General features: G+C 36.4%; 15 protein-coding genes and 1 pseudogene. 12 read left to right on the top strand and 4 right to left on the bottom strand.

What is annotated here, in order from left to right; genetic code table 11:
• Positions 1-360 precede the first annotated feature (360 nt).
• Together MM214_RS12350 and MM214_RS12345 are read right to left on the bottom strand one after the other, a co-directional pair.
• A complete protein-coding gene (locus tag MM214_RS12350; protein ID WP_241295911.1) occupies positions 361-1,482 on the bottom strand; it encodes a hypothetical protein in 1,122 nt (373 codons plus the stop codon).
• A gap of 63 nt (positions 1,483-1,545) precedes the next feature.
• Positions 1,546-2,865, bottom strand: coding sequence for a glycoside hydrolase family 2 TIM barrel-domain containing protein (locus MM214_RS12345; protein WP_241295907.1), 1,320 nt, complete (start codon positions 2,863-2,865; stop codon positions 1,546-1,548).
• A 142-nt stretch (positions 2,866-3,007) separates the two neighbouring features.
• Between MM214_RS12345 and MM214_RS12340 the strand changes: the two genes are divergently transcribed.
• On the top strand, positions 3,008-6,928 hold the full coding sequence (locus MM214_RS12340) for a glycosyltransferase (protein WP_241295905.1): 3,921 nt from the start codon (positions 3,008-3,010) through the stop codon (positions 6,926-6,928).
• Between the two features lie 142 nt (positions 6,929-7,070).
• Here the strand turns inward: MM214_RS12340 and MM214_RS12335 are convergent, their stop codons facing one another.
• A complete protein-coding gene (locus tag MM214_RS12335) occupies positions 7,071-8,036 on the bottom strand; it encodes a UDP-glucuronic acid decarboxylase family protein (RefSeq protein WP_241295903.1) in 966 nt (321 codons plus the stop codon).
• 479 nt (positions 8,037-8,515) lie between these two features.
• Between MM214_RS12335 and MM214_RS12330 the strand changes: the two genes are divergently transcribed.
• The 11 genes and pseudogenes from MM214_RS12330 (at position 8,516) to MM214_RS12280 (ending at position 22,868) form a co-directional block, all read left to right on the top strand.
• Positions 8,516-9,310 carry a polysaccharide biosynthesis/export family protein gene (locus MM214_RS12330; RefSeq protein ID WP_241295901.1) on the top strand — a complete coding sequence of 265 codons (795 nt, stop codon included), beginning with the start codon at positions 8,516-8,518 and terminating at the stop codon, positions 9,308-9,310.
• 1 nt (position 9,311) lies between these two features.
• Entirely contained in the window at positions 9,312-11,636 is a 2,325-nt protein-coding gene (locus MM214_RS12325; RefSeq protein WP_241295899.1) for a GumC family protein, read from the top strand.
• An 11-nt stretch (positions 11,637-11,647) separates the two neighbouring features.
• Positions 11,648-13,027: an MATE family efflux transporter gene (locus MM214_RS12320; protein WP_241295897.1), complete on the top strand. Its 1,380-nt coding sequence runs from the start codon at positions 11,648-11,650 to the stop codon at positions 13,025-13,027.
• A gap of 138 nt (positions 13,028-13,165) precedes the next feature.
• Positions 13,166-14,383 carry a glycosyltransferase gene (locus MM214_RS12315; protein WP_241295895.1) on the top strand — a complete coding sequence of 406 codons (1,218 nt, stop codon included), beginning with the start codon at positions 13,166-13,168 and terminating at the stop codon, positions 14,381-14,383.
• Between the two features lie 8 nt (positions 14,384-14,391).
• Positions 14,392-15,687: a hypothetical protein gene (locus MM214_RS12310; protein WP_241295893.1), complete on the top strand. Its 1,296-nt coding sequence runs from the start codon at positions 14,392-14,394 to the stop codon at positions 15,685-15,687.
• A 1-nt stretch (position 15,688) separates the two neighbouring features.
• On the top strand, positions 15,689-16,771 hold the full coding sequence (locus MM214_RS12305) for a glycosyltransferase family protein (RefSeq protein WP_241295891.1): 1,083 nt from the start codon (positions 15,689-15,691) through the stop codon (positions 16,769-16,771).
• Positions 16,772-16,781: 10 nt separating this feature from the next.
• Positions 16,782-18,098, top strand: a complete 1,317-nt coding sequence (locus MM214_RS12300) for a glycosyltransferase (RefSeq protein WP_241295890.1) — start codon at positions 16,782-16,784, stop codon at positions 18,096-18,098.
• Between the two features lie 120 nt (positions 18,099-18,218).
• Positions 18,219-19,235: a glycosyltransferase family protein gene (locus tag MM214_RS12295; protein WP_241295889.1), complete on the top strand. Its 1,017-nt coding sequence runs from the start codon at positions 18,219-18,221 to the stop codon at positions 19,233-19,235.
• Between the two features lie 19 nt (positions 19,236-19,254).
• Positions 19,255-20,169: pseudogene (locus MM214_RS12290) on the top strand (glycosyltransferase); the annotation flags it as partial.
• Positions 20,166-21,266, top strand: coding sequence for a glycosyltransferase family 4 protein (locus tag MM214_RS12285; protein ID WP_241295887.1), 1,101 nt, complete (start codon positions 20,166-20,168; stop codon positions 21,264-21,266). The pseudogene MM214_RS12290 and the gene MM214_RS12285, both read left to right, overlap by 4 nt.
• A 432-nt stretch (positions 21,267-21,698) precedes the next feature.
• Positions 21,699-22,868, top strand: coding sequence for an SAF domain-containing protein (locus MM214_RS12280; RefSeq protein ID WP_241295886.1), 1,170 nt, complete (start codon positions 21,699-21,701; stop codon positions 22,866-22,868).
• Positions 22,869-23,114: 246 nt separating this feature from the next.
• Here the strand turns inward: MM214_RS12280 and MM214_RS12275 are convergent.
• Positions 23,115-24,947 (bottom strand): Ig-like domain-containing protein (locus MM214_RS12275; protein ID WP_241295885.1); only part of this gene is annotated, 1,833 nt, incomplete at its 5' end.

Raw genomic sequence — 24,947 nt, 5'->3', positions numbered from 1 at the left:
CCCTGTAGCTGTATGTATTAGCGTCAAATGATTTAAGAATAAAAATATATAGGGTACCTTGCCCCATAAAATAAAAGGATGGCTTCTTTAATGCATGTTGACTTGATTGGGGAGGTCATGTGATATCGAAGTAGTTATTGAGTCTTAAGACTCTTAGAATTCTCCGGGAGTACAGCATCTAGTATCATAGTGGATGGATATAACAAAAAAATCGTCGACAGTCTATAAACAACTGTCGACGATTTTTGAGCTAATCCAGTTTTTGACAAATAGTTACTAAAATTCAGTCGTCTTGTACAACTAAAATGATTCTTATGGTCATTTTGATACAAAATAATATTCAGAATTAGATATTCATATTTAGTTATTGGTGTTTTTGAATTCAAAAAATTTATCTAAATCTTTTTCATATATTCCTCCACATAATGTACGACAATGTGTGGTAATTGTGATTTTTTGATCATTAGTCACGAATATTGCGCTTATAAAAGTATCTTCAAGTTTTGAGTTATTCAACTCTCTCAAATCTGGCTTATTATTTATATTGGTTAATTCGAAGATTTTATCATCAAGAAATGCTATAATTCTATTATCTACAGCTGTATAATTGTAGGATAAAAGATTCTCTTTGACGACCGTTTTTACTTTAGTCATAAAATTGGATCCGTCAAGATTCATCTCGAAAATAGACGTTTCTTTGCTATTATTGGAATAACCTACTCCCACGATCCGATCTGCTAGCTTTACAAATTTGGCACCATCAGCATTAGCTTCTACTCTATAGTTACCTCGAGTGTCTATACTTACTATCCTGTTGCCAACTCTTACCAAAAAGAAATCATCATTTGCGAATAGGACATTGACCGAGTCGTAATAAGAGATTACATTGGGTTTAATGACTTTTGTCTCTTTGATGACGATTGCATTATTCTCTTTTGCTAAAGAGATCAATAAAAAACTTGGATTGTTTTCTGCAAGACCATTTCGAATAGTTCTGTAAGGTATGAGTACATTCCCCGTTTCTGTCAGTCCAAAAGCACCATAACCAGACCAGTATGCAGTGTCTTCGAATCGGACGAATGTATCATCCAGGGTTTTTGGATTAATTGTAAGTGGAGCAGAAACGCCATTAGGATTGATGGCGAAAACATTGATTTCTATCTCCGTTCTAGTCACGAGAAAATTTTCAGAGATAGGAAGCCTAAACCAACCAGGTCTTGTTTGATGGGCTGTGTAGTTAAAAGTTTTCGATTCGCTTCCTTTGAAATTGTAGTTGTAATAAAGATGGTCACCCGACAATAGGTTGATGTTACCACCTTGCTGACTTACGCTATAAATACTCGTAGCAATATCATCAACTTTGGCCCACTCAGTTCGGCTACTTAGGCTAGGCTCTTCCTTATTGATTTTCTCGATACAACCAAATGCAATAAGAATAATCAATATAGGGTAAAATCGAGTACTCATGGTTGTGTAATTCATTAAATTGTTTTTTGTATACACAAATATAATATTTAAATCTAATAAAAAGTATTTTGAATTAAATTAAATTTTATTTTTCACAACGTAAAATGGTAAATTAGCTGTAGCAAATCGACCATTTTTGTCATAGACAAATGCGAAGATGCGGTATCCTCCTTCTGTTTTTGGAGTTGTAAAGGATATTTTGCTTTTATTTTGATCGGTCTCGAGCAAATAATCATAGATGTAATCATGCCTACTTTGTACGTGTGCACTTTCACCGTCAGCTCGAATTTCCCATTCATAGCTAAGGCTATCCTTGTGGTCATGCGTGACCATTATTTCTACTTCGTATGTATTGCTTGCATCTAAGTATATGCTTTGTTTCTGAACTATGTCCCAAATCATTAACTTATCGATTTTGGGAGCATGGTGTTCGGGCTTTTTGCCTGTCCATGATTCTTGTAATAAATCGATGGTTTCAGATTTTTTTCCATTTTTAGAGAATAGACTAAACCAAGTATTGGTAACCTCAAACTTGTGTCCCCAATAGAAAGCATATCCACCAAGACCATATCGCTTATCATTCCTGATGATTTCCCAATAGTGCTTTATGAACTGAGCATTCTCAGTGCTTGACATTTCTATAGGTGCGCCCCACTCTGTGTCTTGCGTTTCCCATGGTCCTCTGACTCCAAACTCTGTAATTATATATGGTTTATTCCATCCCAGAGGGCCACTGATTTCATTTTCTACTAGATGTAGTCTATCAAAGGCGTTGATGCCTAAGATGTCGAGATGAGGGCATAGGACTCTCATGAAACCATATTTATCCAAATTGATTCCAGCTGTAGTCGTAGTCATCACGGGATGATTTGGGTCGATTTCATGAATCATCTTTGCGACTCTATTGATGAATAGACTGACAAGTACCCTATTCCCGCCAAATAAATGTACTTCATTGCCTATTCCCCAAATGAGTAATGCGGGATGATCTTTGTATTTCAAGACTATTTCTCGAATTTCTTCTATCTTTTTATTTGTCTCTTTGACATTCCAATAGCTAAAATCCTCTCCCCAAGGTTGATTGCCTATCTCTATACCCAAAGTGACTGTCAGTCCATTTTTCTCTGCTTCGTCTAGGATTTCTTGGGCATTATGTAGACTCCATGTTCTGATAGAGTTGCCACCTATATCTTTTAACTCTTCGAAATGAGAAACACCGCCACCGCCTATGATATAATAGGGTTCCCCGTTTCTGTATAAGCTATATTTGCCATTTACTTCTCGTACTTCCACTGTCCGAGATATCTGCGTATTATCTTTTCGAAAGTGAAAGTATAAAATCGCTGAAACGAGTAAGATAAATGGGGTTGTTAGAAAAATTATTTTTCTAGTTTTCATCTAATTTTTAAATCTTATTTTAATTAATTTTTAAAATTAGTAAATTCATTTTATAATTGCATAAAAATGCATTTAATATATAAAAAAATGATTTTCAAATCCGTTAAAAGATGATGAAAATTAGTTCACAGTCTATCCTATCATGAATTTTCGATCAAAAGTAAAATCGCTTAAAGCTTCAATGGTTCTATTGTTTTGCTTGTCGATCATCAGTTTAATTTTTTTCATTTATGGTTTTGTTACTGAAGTAGAGTCAGGTCATAAAGTCCTGTATGGTCTTCTTACGGCAAGTTTGATTTTCAAACTGCTGAAATCATTTTTTGAATGGTATCACTATGTCGGGTTGACTGAAGTGGCACACCGAGTAGATATCAAAAAGCATTTCACCGTGGATATGTTTACTACAGCATGTCCCGGTGAGCCCTATGACATGATCAAAAATACCTTGGAATCCATGGTGGCTGTCACATATCCTCACACAACCTATTTATGTGATGAGGGAAATGATCCAGCTCTCAAAGCTTTGTGTGAAAAGTTAGGAGTCATTCATGTGACTAGGGAGATACATGATCATGCAAAGGCAGGGAATATTAACAATGCCTTAAGACAATCACATGGTGAGCTTTGTGTTATATTGGATCCTGATCATGCTCCTACACCAGACTTTTTAGATGCAGTATTGCCTTATTTCGATGACGAAGAGTTGGGATATGTACAGGTAGTTCAGGCTTATGAAAATCAAGGTGAATCACTGGTAGCACAAGGTGCCGCTGAGCAGACGTATATGTTTTATGGTCCTCTCATGACTGTGATGAGCAAATTTGGTACAGCTCAAGCTATAGGAGCAAATTGTACTTTTAGAAGGGAAGCATTGAATAGTATAGGAGGGCATGCGCCTGGACTCACTGAAGATATGCATACGTCTATGCTTCTTCATGCCAAAGGATGGAAGTCGAAATACGTACCTCAAATAGTTTCTAGAGGTTTAGTACCTTCTAGCCTTTCTGCTTACTACTCTCAGCAGTTAAAGTGGAGTAGAGGTACTTTTGACCTTTGGGTCAATTTGGTCCCCAAATTGTTTAACAAATTCACTTTAGCCCAGAAAGCTCATTATGTCTTGATGCCTATATATTATCTGGTGGGGTTGGTTACATTGATTGATATTTTTATACCTATTTACAGTTTGTTAACGGGTAACTATCCTTGGCTACTGAATCCCACCAAATTTTTTAATTTCTATATCCCATTATTGGTAGTATCACTTTTATTCAGATGGAAAGCCCAAAGTTGGTTGATGGAAAAGCATGAAAAAGGGTTGCATTTGGCTGGAGGAATCCTAAGATTAGGGACATGGTGGATATATATAATAGGACTGTTCTACACCATAATCAATCATAAAGTTCCCTATATCCCTACTCCAAAGGAGCATTCTTCAAAGAATGAGTTTTGGCTAGGGATGCCGAATTTAATAGTTTCGATAATTTCTGTTGCAGCGATTGTCTATGGAGTTCAAAGGGATTTTCAGCCCTATAGTTTATTGATGGCAGTCTTCGCCTTTTTCAATGCGGTGTTTTTCTTTCTAGCTTTCATCTTTGGACAGACGCAACTGATGCAAAGTCTTAAGCATGGCACCAAAGCATTGCTAGGTAAATTATCTTTAGATAGATATGTAGGAAAAGTGTCAAGAGCAGCAAGACCTTTGAAGTATCCATTAGCGATTCTTTCAATGTTTGTATTTCTATTTTTCTCCAATTTTAAATTAATAAGAGATTCCTACGTCAATTGGACTTCTAATGACAAGGAAATAACTGTGGGAGGGTTTTATCTTGGAATTTATTCACCAGATTACAATGATGCTTTTGAAGAATCATGGGTGCAGGATATCTCAGAGGAAGTGGATAGAGATTTTGAAATCATCTCTACTTACATAGCTTGGGGAGATCAAGAGTTACCTGAGAGTAACTGGGCGAGAATAATCAAGAATGGTCATATTCCTATGATCACCTGGGAGCCATTTACAAATAATTTTGAGCAGTTTAGTTCTCATCCTGACATCAGCCAGAATAAAAAAGTGTTCGAATACATCCTTTCTGGTCACTTTGATGAATACATAGATAAGTTTGCAGTAGCACTCAAAAATTTAAATTATCCAGTATTCTTGAGGTTTGCACATGAAATGGAAAATCCGATGTATCCATGGTCTCGAACTGGAGGCAATTCTCCAGAGGATTTCAAAAATGCATGGAAATATGTCCATCAAAGATTTGATCGGCTAGGCGTACACAATGTGAGTTGGGTTTGGAGTCCTTGGTCAGCTGAAGAAATGGAAGCATATTTTCCATTTGGGGAATCAGGCTCGCCTTTTCATTATGTTGATTGGATAAGTTTGACAAGTTTGAATTATGGGAAAGCAGCAGAAAACCAAAAAAATGTTGATTTTGATGAGCTATACCTTCCTTTTAGAGATAAGTTTATTTCTCTAAAATTGAATCTACCCATAATGCTTGCTGAATTTGGATCTACTTCATATTCATCAGGATCAGAATCTTGGAACAGCAAGAGTCTCAATCATATTTCCAAGAATTATCAAGAGATCAAGTCTGTTGTGTTTTTTTATAGTGATCAAGACAAAAATTGGATAACAGGTTGGCGACCTACTCCTGATGTGAAATTCATAGATTGGACTTTTGATCTTAAATCAGTGGCTACTTCATTGTCAAGTTTCCCAACTTCAGTATACCAGATTGCCCAAAAGTCTACTGTTTATCGAGAAGCGTCAATCACATCTTCTTCTAAAGCTAGTAGTATTCAGGGTAAGTATGGAGAGTTTGTTTGGCAAGTAAATGGCGAGAAGGACTTTTTTATGAAGGGTGTAGCCTACAATCCAGGGCATGATTGGGAGGATGGATTTTATCCTTTGAGCAAAAGTCAAATTGCTCAAGACTTCAATAAAATCAAAGCTATGGGTGCTAATACCATAAGAAGGTATGAGCCTAGTATATATGATCGAAATATTTATAGAACTGCCCAGGAGCAGGGTTTGAAAGTGATGTGTGGGTTCTGGTTTGATCCTAAGATTGATTATCTTAAAGATAAGCGTGCGCTAGAAAAGTACGAAGAAAAGGTCTTGTCATATGTAACCAGTCATGTAGATAATCAGAGTATCATTGCATGGAATATTGGTAATGAGACCTATGGATTATTGAAGAAACATTTTGCTAAGCCTTATTTGAATTTAAACAGAATAGCATATTTGAAATTTTTAGAAAATTTGGCGGTCAAAATTCATGCGATAGATCCTGAAAGACCTATTTTTTCCTCAGAAGAGCATGACCAATTGAGGTTAATGTCTACGATACGGGATTTTTCAATATTTGCACCATCGATTGATGTGATTGGGGTGAACAGCTATTACAGAGAAAATATTTCTATGTTGCATGAAATTGTCTCCCAATCCGACACCCTTAGGCCATATGCTGTGACGGAATTCGGACCGAATGGATATTGGAATAAGCAATATGGAAGTTTTTATAACGATTCGATTTTGCTGGAGGAAGGATCATTAGCTAAGGCAGAATGGTATGCTGAGCAATGGCTTGATTTTATTCAGGCCAACAAGGGGCATTTGCTTGGGGGCGTAGCTTACAGCTGGAGAGACCGCTATGAAGGAACTGCAACATGGTTTGGGTTGACAGACTTTGAGGGTAGGTTGAAGCCAGCATACCATGCTCTCAGTCGGGTTTGGAAAGGAGAGGGTGGTGGCAATATACATGATATGCCAGAAGTGAATATTGTGGGGCATTGGTATCCGGCTAATCCGGGTCAGAAGTATTGGGTGTCATCTGCTACCACCAACGATTATCAGGGTGAGTTGAAATATTCATGGGAGATACTCAATGAAGAAACCTGGGAAAAAATTGATGCCATATCCCAGACCCTGCTGGACAATAAATTTGTGGAAATTGAGATTCCATCTGGCAAAGCTCGATATAGGGTTTATGTGTATGCGACTGATGGTGTAGGGAATGTGTATACGGCTTCTAGGCCACTGTTGATAAATTAACAAGACCCGCTTGTTTGTCTTTAGTTTTTGGTCTTGATAAAAGCTTTGAATGATCCAGATAATATCAAAAATAAGCTCCTTAGTGGTCATCGTTATGAATGACCACTAAGGAGCTTTTGCAATGAAGCCAGAAATTACTTTTTTAATGGTTAACCTTCACTGCTACTAAGCTTTGGTCTATTTCCTTTTGAAAATATGCTATAGTTTTCAATAGTCCATCTGCTAAACCAATTCTTGGTTCCCAAGACAAAACTTGTCTTGCAAGCGAAATATTTGGCTTTCTTTGGAGAGGGTCATCTTGTGGTAAGTTTTTATACACAAGTTTGCTTTTACTTCCAGTTAGATTCAAGATTAGGTTGGCCAATTCGAGCATGTTGAACTCCACGGGATTGCCAATGTTGATTGGAAAAGTAATCTCCTCGGGAGATTTCATTAATTTCAGCATTCCATTGATATTGTCATCTACATAGCAAAAGCTTCTTGTTTGAGAACCTTCTCCATAGATCGTGATAGGTTCATTTTTTAAAGCTTGTACGATAAAGTTCGAAACGACTCTACCATCATTCATGTCCATGGCTGGGCCATAGGTATTGAAAATGCGCATGATTTTTATCCTCGTACCATATTGTCTATGATAGTCTGTGAATAAAGTTTCTGCTGCTCTTTTTCCTTCATCATAGCATGAGCGTATACCGTTGATGTTGACATTTCCAAAATAGCCTTCAGGTTGTGGGCTGATTTTTGGGTCTCCATAAACTTCGGAAGTGCTTGCTTGGAGAATTTTCGCTTTTGTTTTGGTGGCGAGTTCAAGCAAATTCATGGCGCCAATTACCGAAGTTCTCATTGTTTTGATGGGATCAGCTTGGTATTTTTCTGGACTAGCGGGACAAGCAAGGTTGTAGATTTCATCCACCTCGATATGAATAGGATCAGTAACGTCGTGGAGGATAAATTCGAAATTCGGATGAGGTAATAGATCAATGATATTTTTGTAAAACCCTGTAGAAAGATTGTCCAAGCAGTACACTTGACATCCTTCATTGACCAGTCTTCTGCTAAGCGTTGAACCTAGAAATCCGGCCCCACCTGTGATGAGTACTTTTTTCATTTGATAATTGTTATGAGTATGGCTATACTAAAATTGCCTTGCTGTCTCCGAAAAAACTTTTTGAAAAGTTTCATTAAGCTTCTCAAATTTTTTCATCAATAACAAATACAAAAATAAGCTTAATAAATATATAAAAAAGTATTTCGTATTTTTATTTTTGTGTTTTGATGAAATTTAGTCAATTGTAGTGAGCGACATATCCTGTTTGTTCATTTTGTTTTAAGTTCAGAATACAGAGTTTTATATTTTTTTTAAACTGATAATCAATACATAATTTCATTTTATGTTTTCTCTCTTATTTTTTTAGATTTTTGTTTGGATTTTCTGCTGAAATTGAATTTGTAATTCAGAAGAATATTTTTGACCATCCAGAGCGCCTTATAGTAAAATAAATATATTGAAATGCTTTTTAGATACACATAAATGTATTACGTTTACATGTCGAATAAAAAATTTACAGGGATAACATTAGGTGTAATATGAAAAAAGTGGTTTTAAATCTTTTTTGGCTGGTACTGATAATGAGTAGCTGCGCTAAAAGAAACCTTACCTATTTTAGTGACATAGAGTCCAATTCAGAATTTTCTGTCAAAATAGCGGAGGAAACAGAAGTAAAAATCAAACCTTATGACAGGCTTAAAATTACAGTAAACAGTCCAAATGCTGAATCCAATCTACTCTTCAATAGAGGAGTTGTATCAGACGTAATAGAGCCAGTGAATGGGATGCTTTCAAGACCTGAAGGCACAGATCAGAACATCTACCTGGTAAGTAAGGATGGGAAAATTGACTTTCCAGTTCTAGGGGAAATTCGATTGGCGGGATTAGGCCTTGAGCAGGCAAGAGAAGAGTTGAAATTTTTACTTAAGTCACATCTAAAGGAGCCTACTGTGAGCATCATGATCTCTAACTTCAGGGTGACGGTCATAGGTGAAGTAAATCGACCTTCCAATTTTCTAATTGGCTCGGAGCGAATCAATATTTTTGAAGCCCTAGGCTTGGCAGGCGATCTTACTCCCTATGGAAAAAGAGAAAATGTACTTGTGCTTAGAGATGTAAATGGGAAGAGGAATGTGTATAGAGTAAACCTTAACAATAAAAATGTTTTGAATTCTCCATTCTACTACCTTGAGCAGAATGATATTGTCTACGTGGAGCCTGACAAGCAAAAAGTGAAAGATACCAGAGATAATAGAACCTTTATCACTGTGATTTCTGTGGCGTCCTCGGTATTAGTTGCAGTTATTTTTAATTATCAAAACCTATTTAATTAAGATGAAGGCATCAGATATATTACTTGATGGTTTTGGAGAAAGTAAAAATTTCAATCCAAAAAAATCTTTGAAAAGATACTTCAAGCATAAGTGGTTTTTTATAGCTAGTGTATTGATCACAGTGAGTTTAGCCATTTTGTATTTGATTTATTCTACTCCGTATTACGAGATTTCTAGCAAAGTTGTCATCAGAGATAGAGAGAAGGGGGTAGATTTCTCCGATAACCCACTGATGAAAGAATTGGACAGCTACCGTTCTTCCAAAATCATAGAAAACGAAATTGAGGTTTTCAAATCGGTTCAGCTTATGAAGTCTGTTGTGGAGGATTTGGACATTGTGGTAGGTATCTTTTCCAAAGATGCTTTAGGAAGGCAGGTCGAGTATTACAAATACAGCAGTCCTATTCAAGTTGATTGGCAAGATCGGGAGTGGAAATACAAAGTAGAGGACGATGAATACCGTATAAAAATATTGGATAAAAGCACCTATGAGTTAAGCTTCGATGGAAAGATCCAGAAGTATAAATTTGGTCAATTGGTGTCGGGACATTTCGGAAAGTTTTCTATCAATTTGAGCGAATGGGTAGATCTAAAATCTCTAGAGCAGCTTGAGTATAGTGTGTATTTTTATGGATCAGAGGGACTGGCGAGATCATTGAGCAAAGGTCTGAATGTCTATCAGATCAGTAAGCAATCCAGTGTACTTCAGATCTCTAGGCTGGATAATATTCCAGAAAGAGGTGTAGATATCATTGATAACTTGATCAGTAAGTATAACTCTGAAACCGAAGAAGAAAAGAATTACTCTGCTTCAAATGCCACTGCTTTTTTGTCCAAAGAATTAAGTACACTTGCTGCTGAAATAGACTCTATTGAAAGTAGGATAGAAAGGCTTAAAAGCCAAAATAGAATCAGTGATATAGATACCGAAGCAAGGTTGAGTTTGGAAAATGCCAATCAAAATCGAAATCAAATAGCAGACGTTAGGACTCAAATTCAAGTGGTGGAGTCAATACAGAATTTGCTTCGTAACTCGTCAAATGAAAACACCAAATCTATACCGAGTTCTCTAAATCTAAATGATCCTTCATTGGTAGCAGCTATAGAAAACTACAATGGTTTGGTCAGAGACAAAGAAAGACTGCTTAGGGATGTGCAGCCTAGCAATCCTTTGGTAGTGTCTATCAACGATAAGATTAGAAATCAAAAACTTTCCATAGAGGGTAATTTAGTCAATCTAAGATCTTCCTTACAAATTTCAATCAACAATCTGGAGTCTAGTTCATCGAGATATGAAGGTCGCTCCTCTAGAATCCCTCAGATCGAGAGAGATCTTCAAGAGATCACACGACTGAGACTTACCAAGTTAGAGCAATTTCAGAATCTCAGCAAAAAGTATGATGAGGCACAAATGTCCCTTTCTGCCACATCTAATTCTTTCCTGAGGATCATTGATTCTGCTAAAGCCTCGTTTGGTCCAGTGAAGCCTAATAAGATTGTCATTTTAGCCTTTGCGGTTATAATGGGATTTGGAATTCCATTCGTGGTCATCTTTATTAAAAATCTTTTCAACGATAAAGTAGAGACCAAAGAGGAGGTGGAGAATATCACCCAGCTTCCTGTCATAGCGGAGATTTCAGAAAATGAAAATGAGGATGTATTTAGTATGGGGGTTAAATCTCCCGTAGCAGAGCAGTTCAGGTTGCTGAGGTCGAACCTCTTTTCGCTGAATGGCGGCGTAAATGATGGCGTCATTCTGGTGACATCCACCGTTTCAGGTGAGGGAAAAACATTTTGCAGTCTCAACCTTGCAACTAGTCTATCTTTGATAGGGAAAAGGGTGATAGTCTTAGAATTTGATTTGAGGAAACCCACTTTGATCAAAAAGCTGAAGGTTCAAAGAAATCACGAGGGAATCATCGAATATCTTAATGGAGAATCCTCAAATCTTCAATCGCTTATTCATCACCACCCAGATAGAGAGAACTTATGGTACATGGAAGCGGGTAAGCTTGTATCTAACCCTTCTGAATTAATTAATTCTCCCAAACTGGACGATCTGATTACACTTTTGAAGCTTGACTTCGATTATGTGGTGATTGATTCGTCTCCTGTGGGAATGGTGCCTGACGCATTTACCTTGTGTAAATATGCCGATTCAACACTATATGTTGTAAAATCGAATTATACAACCTCAGAACACTTGGGCTTTTTGTCTAATTTTGGAGTGAAGGAAAAGCTTAAAAACCCAACACTAATCCTTAATGGTGTCAATGTAGTCAATGGCTATGGCTACGGATATGATTATGAGCCTTCACTCACTTGAGTATAATTAAGATGATTGAGAAAATAAGTTTAAGTTACAGGAATATATTAGGGTATATCAATAGTGGTCAAGCCAGGAGTATAAAAGCAAAGAAAAATATACTCGGTACCCTGTTGATCAAAGGGCTAAGCATAGGCATAAGTTTGTTGATGGTTCCCATGACCCTGAACTATGTCAGCCCTACCAAATACGGGATCTGGCTCACAATAAGCTCTATTGTGGGCTGGTTCTCCTTTTTTGATATCGGATTGACTCAAGGCCTACGCAATAAGTTAGCTGAAAGCTTGGCCATAGGAGATGACAAGCTTGCCAAGACATATGTGAGTACCACATATGCCTCTCTGATCATTATATTCAGTTTGGTATGGGTTGTATTTATGATTGCCAACAATTTCATTGATTGGCCAGGAATCTTAAATACTGACACAGCCATAGTAGGAGATCTTAGTAAGTTGATGATCATTGTCTTTACTTACTTTTGTATGCAGTTCATATTGAAAACTATTTCTTCTATACTCACTGCGGATCAGAAGCCAGCCATAGCAAGTTTTATTGATGTTCTTGGACAAGTAGTGGTTTTACTTGTCATCATTGTCTTGATCCGAACCACAGAGGGATCATTATTTAACTTAGGTTTGGCTCTATGCATCAGTCCTTTGGTGGTTTTAGTTGTGGCTAATTTCATTTTGTTCAATGGGAGGTATTCCAAACTGAAGCCAACTGTAGCGAGTGTGGATTTTGGTTATGCTAGAAACTTGTTTCAGCTTGGAGGCACTTTCTTCATCATTCAAGTAGCGGCAGTCATACAGTATCAATCAGCTAATTTTATCATTGTGAGGAATTTTCTAGCTGAAGATGTCGTCGCATACAATATCGCCTACAAATTCTTTGGGATACTCAACATGGTCTTTGCGATCTTTCTGACCCCATTCTGGTCTGCGTCCACAGAAGCTTTTATGAAAAAGGATTTTGCTTGGATCAAATCATCCATCAAAAAGTATAACCTTTTGATTATTGCATTTATAGGGGTAGGGTTGGTCATGGTATTGGTATCTGATTATATTTATAAACTTTGGCTAGGTGATGAATTGGTCAACATTCCAAAATCACTATCAGTCTGGGCCTATATATTCTTTATTTGCTATATGTTCGGGAACACCTATGTTTCCTTTTTGAACGGTATCAGCGCACTAAGACTACAGTTTTGGGCTAGTCTGATAAGCCCAGTAGTTTACATTTTGATAGCCATATATCTTATACAAGTTTTAGGACTCGGTGTACATGCTTTGTTTATAGCGGCTGTCATAGCCAATTTGAATGGTGTGCTTTTGGCTCCATTCCAATACTTTATGATTGTGATCAAAAAGAAAAGAGGTGTTTGGATCAAGTAAGGCTTTGTTGATATGTCAATTGATGGCTGAAAAAATAATCATGTAAGAGATTGATATCTCTATAGGTTTATCATAGTGAAAATTCAAATCCTACTACTTCAGCTTGAAGAAGGAGAAAATTTTAAAAAAAATCAAAAAATGAAAATTGTCCATGTCCAATATGGAGCATCGTCTTCTGGGAATTATACCATCACATTGCACAAGTTAATGAAGTCAAATGGTGTTGATTCTTCAGTATTAGCCTTGTTTTCCAATTTTGTTCCTGATGATCCAAAAATTCAATTTTTTGGGAAGCTTCCCAATTTGAAATCTAGATTGGATCATAAGCTTCAGGCACGGCTTAATAAAGAGAATAATAAAGAATTTGGGAATTTTAGTTACCCTAAATTTGGTACAGATATATCAGGGCATCCTCTGGTGAAGCATGCGGATATCATTTACATTCATTGGGCTTTGGGAGGTTTTTTGAATTTGAAAAGTTTCAAAAAAATCGCCGAACTTGGGAAGCCCGTAGTCTTTGTCATTCATGATATGTGGATTTTCACAGGCGGATGTCATTACAGCTTTGAGTGTGATAATTTTAAGACTTTCTGTCGATCATGTCAAGTTTTGCCAAACCCCAGCGATTTTGATCGATCAAGTAAGCTGTTTGCTAAAAAAGAGCAGTTTTTCAATAGTTTTGAGAATCTGTTCTTTGTTTCGCCTAGCAAATGGATGGAGAAAAATGCGAAGTCCTCAGCCTTACTCAAAGGGAAATCTATCACCCAAATATATAATTCGGTATCAGAGAATTTCCAAGAAATGCCCTCCAAGTCTGAGAAATTTATCAAAAGAAGTAATAAAAAGATTATTGGTTTTGGGGCAAATTATATTAGCAGTCCATACAAAGGGTTTAAGTATCTGCTAGAGGCCTTGCAGCATCTAGGTAATAGGGGGCTCAATGAAAAATATGAAATTCTTGTGTTTGGTAGTAACCTCAGCGATGAAGTGATTGATAAAATCCCCTTCAAAGTCCACTATACAGGATACTTGTCCAATGAGAATGATATATGTGAGGCTTACAACTCCATGGATGTATTTGTAGTCTCATCAGTAGCAGACAATCTGCCAACTACAGTACTGGAAAGTTTGAGGTGCGGAACAGCTGTAGTAGGATTCGAAACTGGCGGTATTCCAGAAATGGTGGAACACAAGATGAATGGATATCTTGCCAAATCACTATCTTCTGAAGATTTGGCAGATGGGATATCATATTGTTTGGAAGAAGGATTGAGGGGCAAATTGAAAGCAGAATTTGCTGATGAGGCGATCATGCAATCTCATTTAGACCTATTTGCTTCACTAAAGCATAAATAAAAGTACAATTGGAAGCTATATTGAAGACATATCGCCAGAAAGAGATCATTGAAAACAGTGATGTAAAATTTATCAACCTATTCTTTTTAGGGATTATTGTTTATTCTTTTGGTGCTGGACTTTCTGATACAGGGTATATCCATCCGATCATTTGTAGCTTGATTCAGATTGTGGGGATCTTGATGTTTGTTCCAGGATCTTTCTTTTTGATTAATTTCAATATCAACCAATTGTACCTAAAGGTAGTATACTATGTATATTTAGTTTATTTAATCTCAGTAGTATTCAGAGGATTTAGCCTTGATTTTGGGTTCTTAAAAGTCACACTTTTCGACCAATGGTTTGGTGTGTTTATTTATTTTTCCCCATTGATCATGCTCATTCCTATCACGGAAGAGTACTTGAGAAGATTGCTCCAAGCTATCAAGCTATTTGCTGCCTTATTTTTGTTTTTTGTACTGATCACGATTCCATATATCATGGTAAGTGGTTCTCATGAAGGCATGAGGGCTGTCGAATATTATTCCAGGACATTCGGTATCACCTCGGGGATAATATTGATCACTTTTCCATTTCATTCTCGAAGGACAAACTTCTTGTCTTTAGGCTCAATGTTCACAGCACTTATGATCTCTGTATATCACGGTAGACGAGGGTTGGCAATTTATTGCTTTTTGATATTGGTTATTGCTTCAATTGTATATTTGAAAAAGGGTAGTTTCCGCTCCATTCTAGTGGTGGTGGGTATGATGATATTTTCATCTCTTTTGACATTGGGTTTAGATAGAATATCTAACTCTGGATTACTTGCTAACCTCACCAAGCGTGGGCTTGAAGATACCAGATCAAATGTAGAAGCAAATTTTTATGAAGATATGCAGCCAATTGACTGGATTATAGGAAGAGGAATGAGTGGGGAATATTATTGCCCTGGAATCATTTGGGGTGATGGTGAGCCATCTGTCTATAGATCAGTGATAGAAACTGATTTTCTTCAAATGATTTTAAAAGGAGGATTCGTAAGTTTGGGACTTTTGATGCTTATTTTGATCCCCGCTGCCATCTTAGGAATTTTCAAATCAAGGAATTTATTTACACTATCATGTGGGATTTGGATACTTCTGGGTGTGATCAATATGTATCCCTCCTCTGTCAATACATTTACACTTAATTATATGTTGATCTGGGTATGTGTGAGAATTTGCTTTTCTAAGTCTTTAAGAAATCTCAACAATCATCAGATAATGAAAATATTAAACCCCAAAAAGCCAAAAGAAACTTTCAATCAACTAACTAATGTCTAAGATGAAAATATTAGTGATTAACACATATTCATTCGAGAAGATTTATCAAGAATGGGTAGATGGACAAAGTCCCTCACATTTTTTATTTGGTTCTCTGGAGGTCAATGCTACTGAAGGCTTTCAAGTAGATATTTTACCGCATTCAAAATACCCTTGGCTAGATAAACTGGGGAGAGTATTTCGGATAACTTGTCTAGATCAGCAAGTGAGGGTATTGATGCAGCTTAGGAAATATGATGCCATATACGCACCTTTTGCCATAGGAAATACCAGGGTGTTGACCCTATTCAAATTCCTGGGACTGATGCGTACCCCAATCATAGTACTTGGGCACATGAACTTGTATGATAAGCCAAAAAAGAAACCAATCTTCGATTTTAGGAAGAAATTTCTTTTGCAGTATGATAAAATTGCATTTCTTAGTGACGGTCTGATGAACAAGACAATCAATGCACTAGAGGCTCCACAAGAAGTAATTAAGAAAAAATTCACAAAGCTAAGCTGGGGTGCAGATATCACATTTCACAAAAAGAATGAGAATTTTGTAAATTCTCGTCAAACTGAATATGCCATCTGTGCAGGTACTACGGATAGGGATTTTGACTTGATGATAGAAACTTTCAGAGACATAGATTTCCCTTTGGAAATTTACTGTACTCCTGCCACTAGGCCAGATACATCAAATTTGCCTTCAAATATCAGTGTAAACTCTGATTTTATACCATACATTGAATTGTTGAAAAGGTATCAGAAGGCCCGATTTATTTTGATCCCTATCAAAGCTGATAAGGTAGTGACAGGAAGGACGCTTGGTCTTACGGTACTCTTGGATGCTTTGGCTATCAACAAGCCTGCGATCATGACTTACAACAAATATGTAGATATCAATCCCGGCGATCATGGTTTTGGATTGAGCGTCAATAGCTTCGAGTTGGAGGATTGGAAATCCGCTGTGAATAGCCTGTTAATGGACTTCGAAAGGCTTGACGCCATGGCGGAGAATGCCAATAGATTGTATGTAGAGAAATACAACTCAGTGGCTTTTGGGAAATCATTGGTCGAAGTCTTTGAAGAAATAAAATAAGGAATGTAATATGAAATCACCCAAAGTTCTTATTATCAACCAACCATTTGACAACGTAACAGGTGGAGGAATCACCCTTTCCAATTTGTTCAAAGATTACCCAAAAGAAAAATTAGCTGTAGTTTGTTCTGGATACTTAATCAATGAAAATACCAACTTTGAGGCGTGCAGTAAATACTATCAAATAGGTCATAAAGAGCACAGATGGAAATTTCCTTTCAATTTGTTCAAAAGGAAGTATTTTTCCGGAGAAGTACAGAAGCCAAAAGCGATAGTTGACCAAACTCCATCTGATAAGCCAAATCTAAAGTCCAGTTTAAGATTAAGCTTTATAAACAAAGTGTTTTATCCTACACTAGAATTTTTGGGCTTGTATCACAATTCCTCTATTCAAGAGCTCTCTCCAGAGCTTTGTGCGTGGCTTGATGAGTTTTCTCCGGATATACTCTATGCACAAGCCTCCTCACGCAACTCTATTTTGTTTTGTATTCAAGTGCAATATTACTTGGATAAACCTTTGGTATTTCACATGATGGATGATTGGGCTTCAATGGTAAAGACAGAAGGCATCTTTGGGAAATACTGGTTTAGAAGGATTGAAAAGGACTTCCAAACTTTATTCGAAAAGTCAAGCGTATTGTTGAGCATAAGTGATTTGATGGCCAAAGAGTATAAGGAAAGATACAAGAAGGAATTCTTTACTTTTCACAATCCGATTGATGTGGAATTTTGGAATAAAAACCGAAAGTCAAAAAGTAAATTGGAGTCTCCAGCTATTTTGCTGTATGCAGGTAGGGTAGGCACTGGAATAGATTCATCTCTCCAAGAAGTAGCTGCTGCCATTGAAATCGTCAATGAAACTACAGATTATGAAATTCAATTTGCATTGCAGACAGCAGAAGCTCCCAAATGGATTCGTAATTACAGCCACACGAAGCATAACCCCTATGTAGAATATGATGAATTGCCCAGGATTTTTTCTGAAGCAGATTTTCTCATTTTGCCTTATGATTTTGATGAGAAAGGACTCAGTTTCATTAGGCTTTCGATGCCAACCAAGGCTTCTGAATATTTGGCTAGTGGTACTCCAGTGATTGTTTTCTCACCAAAGTCCACAGCAGTTGTGGATTATGTAGAAAAGCATCAATGTGGCATGACAGTTTTAGAAAACGATGCAGAAATCTTAGCTAGCAAAATCAAAGAGTTGATGGATAATGATCAAATGAGACTAGACTTAGTAAAGAGAGGGGTCGAAGTGGCAGAAAAGTATCATTCCCAAGATGAAGTTAGCAAGAGGTTTCAAGAGCTTATTTCTAGTTTAAATTAATGATTCAGACGGATCATTTCTGTGTAATTTCTGAAAAGTAACCCCGTGTCATGACTTAGGCATAAAGACTGAATTCGTGAACCTAGACAATGGTGTTAGCTTAGAATGAATAATCAAATTATGAGCAAAATATACATATATCCCAAGCAAGATAATAGTAACTCAGTCGTCCCCAATCCCTATATGCAGGACTTGGAACGCTCTTTGGAAGGGTACTTTGATATTGTCAACAAGTCATCTTGCAAAAATGGGGTTATTGAATTTTTTCAATATTTATTCAAAACTGATGCATATATCCTCAATTGGATGGAAGACTTGGTTTATAAGCGCTTTGGTAAGATTCAAATTTTATTCTTTGTGTTCTTTATCCTTTTGAAAACAATTTTCAGGAAAAAAGTTATTTGGATTTTGCATAATAAATATGATCGAAAAAATAGTAAAGGATTTTGGGTGGATTTTATGTATGGGCTGATGATGAAGCATGCTGATTTGATCATCACCCATGCCGAGGATGGTGTTCAGTTTGTGAGAGAGTACTTTCCACAGTGTCAAGACAAAGTTCATTACTTGATTCACCCTATCAATGAGCCGTTTGTGTACTTTGGTGAAGCGAGCAAGTCTTATGATTTATTGATATGGGGATCTATTCAACCTTACAAAGGAATCTTGGAATTTTTGAGATTTGTCAATAAATCTAGTTCTTTGAATAAGCTCAAAATACTCATTATAGGTAAATGTCCCAATCCCAATTACCTCAAAGCTATAGAGCATGAGCTTACAAGTAGCATGACGTTAATCAATGAAGTGATTCCCTTGGGACAGATTTCTGGGCACGCTCAAAAATGTAAATTCGTTTTCTTTCCCTACAAATCAGATACCCTGTTAAGTTCGGGTGTTTTAATGGATTCTTTAAGAATGCATTCTAAGATTATAGGGCCAAACTCTGGAGCATTTCGTGATTTATCTTCCTTATCGAATGTATTACTTTACAATGATTTTGAAAATTTGGCACAATTGATTTCGGCTGATCATGATCTTGCTTATGACAAAGAGGAAGTGATGCAATTCTGTTACAATCATTCATGGAGTGCATTTGGTAAAAGCTTTTTGAAGCTGTACAGCGATAATTTGAAATGAAACAAAAAATGATAATGAACGATCTACCATGACTCAGATGCAGGAATTAGCTCCAATATGTCTTTTTACCTTCAACCGTCTAGAAGAAACTAAGCGGTGTGTCGATGCTCTTAGGGAAAATTTTTTAGCCCATGAAAGTGAGCTTATTGTGTTTTCTGATGGCCCAAAGAATGATATTCAGGGTCCGAAAATTGAGGAAGTGAGAGCATTTTTAAGTACAATCGATGGTTTCAAAAAAGTTACAATTATTGCATCCAAAGAAAACAAGGGTTTAGCAAAATCAATCATAGAGGGTGTGACAAGTGTGCTGAAAAACTATCCATCTGCAATAATTTTAGAAGACGATCTTGTGGTAACTCCCAATTTTCTTGACTTCATGAATGAAGGATTGAGCTTTTATAAATCAGATTCAAGAGTTATTTCTATTTCAGGTTACACATTGCCTTTACCCGGATGTAAAAATTCAGTCAATGATTTCTACTTTGGCGTGAGAGCTTCCTCGTGGGGCTGGGGAATATGGAGAGATAGATGGGAGGCTATTGATTGGGAGATGAAAGATTACGATGATTTTATTGAAGACTCAAAGCAAAAAAAGGCTTTCAATATGGGTGGAAGCGACATGGTAGGGATGCTGAAAAATCAAAAGATGGGTCGAATAAGTTCATGGGCCATAAGGTTTTGCTTTCACCAATTTCAAAATGGATTAGTTACAGTTTTTCCAACTATTTCCAAGCTATATAGTATAGGCTTTTCAAAAGATGCTACACATACTAAATATACTTCGAGGTTTGATACTGAAGTGGACACATCAGGTAAAAGAACATTCAAATTTGAGGTTTTTACGCAATTAGATCCCAAAGTTTTGAAGGAGTTTAGAGCGTTCTTTTCCATAAAAAGGCGATTATTAGACAAGATAAATGCTATATTGAAATGAAAAATTCTAAACCAAAGATACTATTCATTCTGCATGTACCTCCGCCGGTACATGGAGCTGCTATGATGGGGAAGTTTCTCCAAGACAGTAGTCTTATTAATGATACCTACGAGTGCAGTTTTGTTAATTTGAGTACTTCAGAAAAACTCAATGAGATAGGTCAAGGTGGGTTCAACAAGGTGATGAGATACTTTAAGCTTGTGTATAGAGTTGTACATAAGGCTATAAAGGATAAACCAAACTTGATATACATGACACCAACCTCAAAAGGAGTTGGATTTTACAAAGATGCTTTCATAGCATTGGTATTAAAGCTACTTGGGAATAATCTCGTATATCATTTTCACAACAAAGGTGTTGCTCTGAATCAGCATAAGCTTTTTGATAACTTCTTGTATAAATTGACCTTTAGAAATGCAAAGGCAATTCTACTTTCAGCAAGGTTGATTTTTGATATCAAAAAGTATTTTGCAAAAGAAGATATTTTTATCTGCCCCAATGGAATTCCCATCATAGATTTCAGCCCAAGTGAGATTGAAAACAAACCCCATATGAACATATTGTTCCTTTCCAACTTACTTGTTTCCAAAGGTGTATATGTACTACTTGAAGCCTGTCAGATATTAAAACAGCTGAATTTGCCATTCAGATGTGAAATGGTTGGAGCTGAAGGAGATATTTCAGCCGCTTCATTACAAGAAAAAATTTCAGAGCTTAATCTTCATGAGCAGGTGGTGTATTTGGGGAAAAAATATGGAGAGGAAAAGTATGCCCTTTTTTCAAAATCAGATATTTTCGTTTTACCTACTTATGATGAAGCATTTCCTTTGGTTTTGCTAGAGGCTATGCAGTTCGCTTTGCCCATAGTAAGCTCTGATGTGGGAGGAATAGGGGATATGGTAACTTCTCATCAGAATGGTTTTGTAACTCAGCCAGGAGATGCCCAAAAAGTAGCCGAGCATTTAGCGTTTTTAATAGGAGACGAAAATGAGGCAAGAAGAATGGGCAAAAATGGGAGGGAGAAATTTTTTGCTAGCTATACTTTAGAGAAATTTGAGCAAAGTATGAATTCCATCTTCAGTGATCTGACCAAGTGAAATATTGTTTCCTGATGTGATCCTTTTCAAATATAGTTTCCGAAATTTTTTTTTCAATACGTTATAAACTAATCTGATTATACGCTTTTTTACTAGTAACTTCAATTCATTGTCTTAACAGGTTGTTAATGGTCAATATCCATAAGTATCCAATATCAATTTATATCGGAAGTTAGATAAATTGGAATTTTGTAATGTTATTGACAAAGTTCCGTATATCCATATAAACTAATATACCCTCACTTTTAAAAGACCATTGTTGATCTCTTTGATTTTTTTTGAGGGATAAAAACTATCATAAACGGTTGTATAGACATTGAAAGCCTTTTTTACTTATGAATCTATAAAATTGTTCTTTAAACATTGAAAAAAGTATTTTATATAATTAAAAAGGTTGTTATATTTGGTTATTGGTTTAAAAATATTTTAGATATGTCACCCGAAACAAAAATAAAAGTTGGAATTATTGGAAGTGGGAGAATCGTCAGGGGCTTGGTTAAGTTGATTAATGCAAGTTCAGAAATGGAAGTCACTGGAGTATTAACTAGGAGATTGGGTCCTATAGAGGGTCTACATGTCCCAGAGGAAAAGATATACAGATCTCCAGAAATGTTATTCGTAACCTCAGATGTAATAGTGGTCAGCACTGGTGATGCCATTTACAATACCCAGATCATTAATGAAGCCTTCAAATATGATCTACCTGTAATTACCATGGATGCAGATACAGCTGTGACTACAGGTTCATGGTTGGCAAAGAGAGGTTTTATAACTGAAGCAAATGGTGATCAGCCAGGATGTTTGGCTGTTTTGAGGCAGGAAGTTATGGACATGGGATTTACCCCTTTGGTATATGGAAACATTAAAGGTTTTATGAATTTAAATCCTACAGTCGAGGAGATGAAATATTGGTCCAAGAAGCAGGATTATTCTTTGTCTTCTGTTACGTCCTTTACTGATGGGACCAAAATGCAGGTAGAGCAAGCATTGGTAGCTAATTCATTTGGTGTGGGAATAGCAAAACAAGGCCTTGTGGGACCAAAATCAGATGATTTTGTGGGTTCAGGGATGGAGCTGGCTAAGGTAGCAGATGAATTAGGAATGCCTATAAGCGACTATATTTTGTCAAGAACAGCACCTCCGGGAGTTTTCATAATGTCTACACATAGAGAAGAGCTTAAAAGTGCCCTAAGTACTTATAAAATGGGGGATGGACCTTTTTATCATCATTATAAACCTACTCACTTGTGTTTTTTTGAAATACCTAGCACGATTAAAGAAGTTTTTCATCACAAAAAACTTCTGATGTACAATGGTACTTCGCCTACTACAAGTGTAGTAGCTTTGGCCAAAAGAGACTTGAATAAAGGTGAGTTTATAGAAACTGGGATTGGTGGTTTTGAATTGAGGGGTGAAGCTATGCTAATCTCAGATGACCCAGATCATGTGCCAATAGGTCTACTTCAAAATGTTATACTTAAGGAAAATATTCAAGAAGGTCAGCCAATAAGATTTTCGGATGTAGAGATTCCACCTTCCATGGCATTGGATGCTTGGTTCGAAATTTTAGATACCTTGAATTTACAATTGAAAATAGGTTGAAAATTTAAAATCATTTCTTTTGAGAAATAAATACATTATAAAAATTTTCAAGACACCAGGCAACAAATCGCATATTCATACTAATTGAAATGCATCTACTGGTTTTAAACCATGCCATTGTATTTGATGTTTAGTTTTAAACCATAAAACTAGAGCCACCCAAGGAACTCCAACTGTGTCTTAGGTGGCTCTGAATTTTATGGGAGAGCTTGAACTCTGAATAATAGTCAAATAGTTTTTGGATTGTCAATTGGTTTTAATAAACCTTTTCATGCCTATTATTCGTCCTTCGTGATGAATCCTTAATAAATAAACTCCTGTTTTTAAGTGATCTAAGTCTAAAGTTGCAATGCCTTCACTTGGATTAAAGGTATGTATTCCCATTGGCATACCTGTCATAGATACGATTTCAGCATACAAGGTGCTAGTGTCAAAATTAAGATCTATATCTATATTTAATTCTCTAATCGTTGGGTTTGGATATATCTTAAAGTCATCAATTTCTACTTCTGCCATCAAATCGTGATCTCTGACGAATATTTGGATTTCATTAGAGCTGAATTTATTTTCTAAAGCATCCGTAACCTCTATTTTTATTCTATGTATTCCATGACTCAAGTCAGAAATTTTAAAGTTTTGATTTTCACCTGTAAATTTCTCTATTATGTGATTGTTTTTGATAAGTATTACCTCCTTTATGCTTGCGCTAAAATCCTGATAAGTTGATACAAACTCTATCATCTCGCTTGAAGAAAAGCTTGATTTTTCGGATTTCATAGTCAGAATAATTGTAGGTAATTTGATTATCTCAATTCTGATAGGTAAAGAGAGTAAACTACTACCGTCCGCATAAACTAGCCTTGAAACAAGTGTCAAATTACCTTGTGGTATATTTTTCCACACAAAATTGTAAGGCTTATTTCTTGACTGTCCAATTAGGGTATTACCTTGGTAGAATTCGACCCTTTCGATAGTCTTATTGGAATTTGGTATTGCTACGGTAATTTCTAAATCAGTTCCAATATGATGCTTGGATAGTGGTCTCGGAGATGTGATTCGGAAACTATCATTCGATTTTACCTGTATGTTGACTCCCTCTGTGAATCCGTAATTGCTCGAGTTTTTTTCAAAAGCTTTTGCTTGTATGAAATATTCACCTGGCGTAGCATCTTTCCACTGAGTAAAGTAAGGGTAATTTCTGCTTGTGTTGATTTTTGTACCATTCGCATAATACTCTACAAAATCGACAGCATCTGCATTTCCATCGAAAAGAACCATCAAGTCTATGATATCATCTTGTTCAAACATTTGACCTTCAATGGGTGAAAGCAGTTCTACCTTCGGAAGATTATTTTTTATTCGAATGATCACTGCCACAGGGTCTGAATAAAGCGTAAAACCATTTTCACTCATAGCTTTTGCAGTGATTAGATGCGTCCCAATTTCATCTGCTACCCAATTTAATTTTTTAACTCCATTCTTGATTTCTCCTATTTTTTGTTCATTTTTATAAAATTCTACTCTATTTATTTCTACTGAAACATTTTTTATTTCAATTTCTAAACCTATTTCTTCTCCCAAATCGTATATATCATTGTTGTTAGGATTAATGATTTTGAGAGAAGGCTTAGGTTTATCAATAACATTTACTCTCTTGATATCCGAAGCTGTTCTTCCATTGACATCCGTGGCTATTGCCATAATATTAAGATCACCTAGTACACTTATTCTCCAATTATATTCGAAATTCTGATTTTCTCGAGTACCCAAATAAATATTGTTTCTGAAGTATTCCACCTTTACGATTTCTGATGAATTTTCAAGGGTATCAATGTTCATTGACATATAATCATTATAAAAGTATTGGCCATTGTCTTCAGGCGATACCAATCTAAATCTTGGTTCTTTTGGTTTTTCAATGACAGAAATATTTATAGAATTAGAAACCGTCCCAGCCCCTTCATTGTCTGTGGCAATAGCAGTGATGTAATGATTGCCCAGAGGTGCATTGTCCCAGTTGAAGGTAAAAGGCTCAGCCTCCACACTTGCGATCAATAGATCACCTGCATAGAAATCTAC

The organism is Belliella kenyensis, assembly GCF_022549675.1.
GTDB classification, from domain to species: Bacteria; Bacteroidota; Bacteroidia; order Cytophagales; family Cyclobacteriaceae; genus Belliella; species Belliella kenyensis.
The sequence above is the reverse complement of the archived record's forward strand: the minus strand, read 5'-3'. Positions and strand labels throughout refer to the sequence as shown.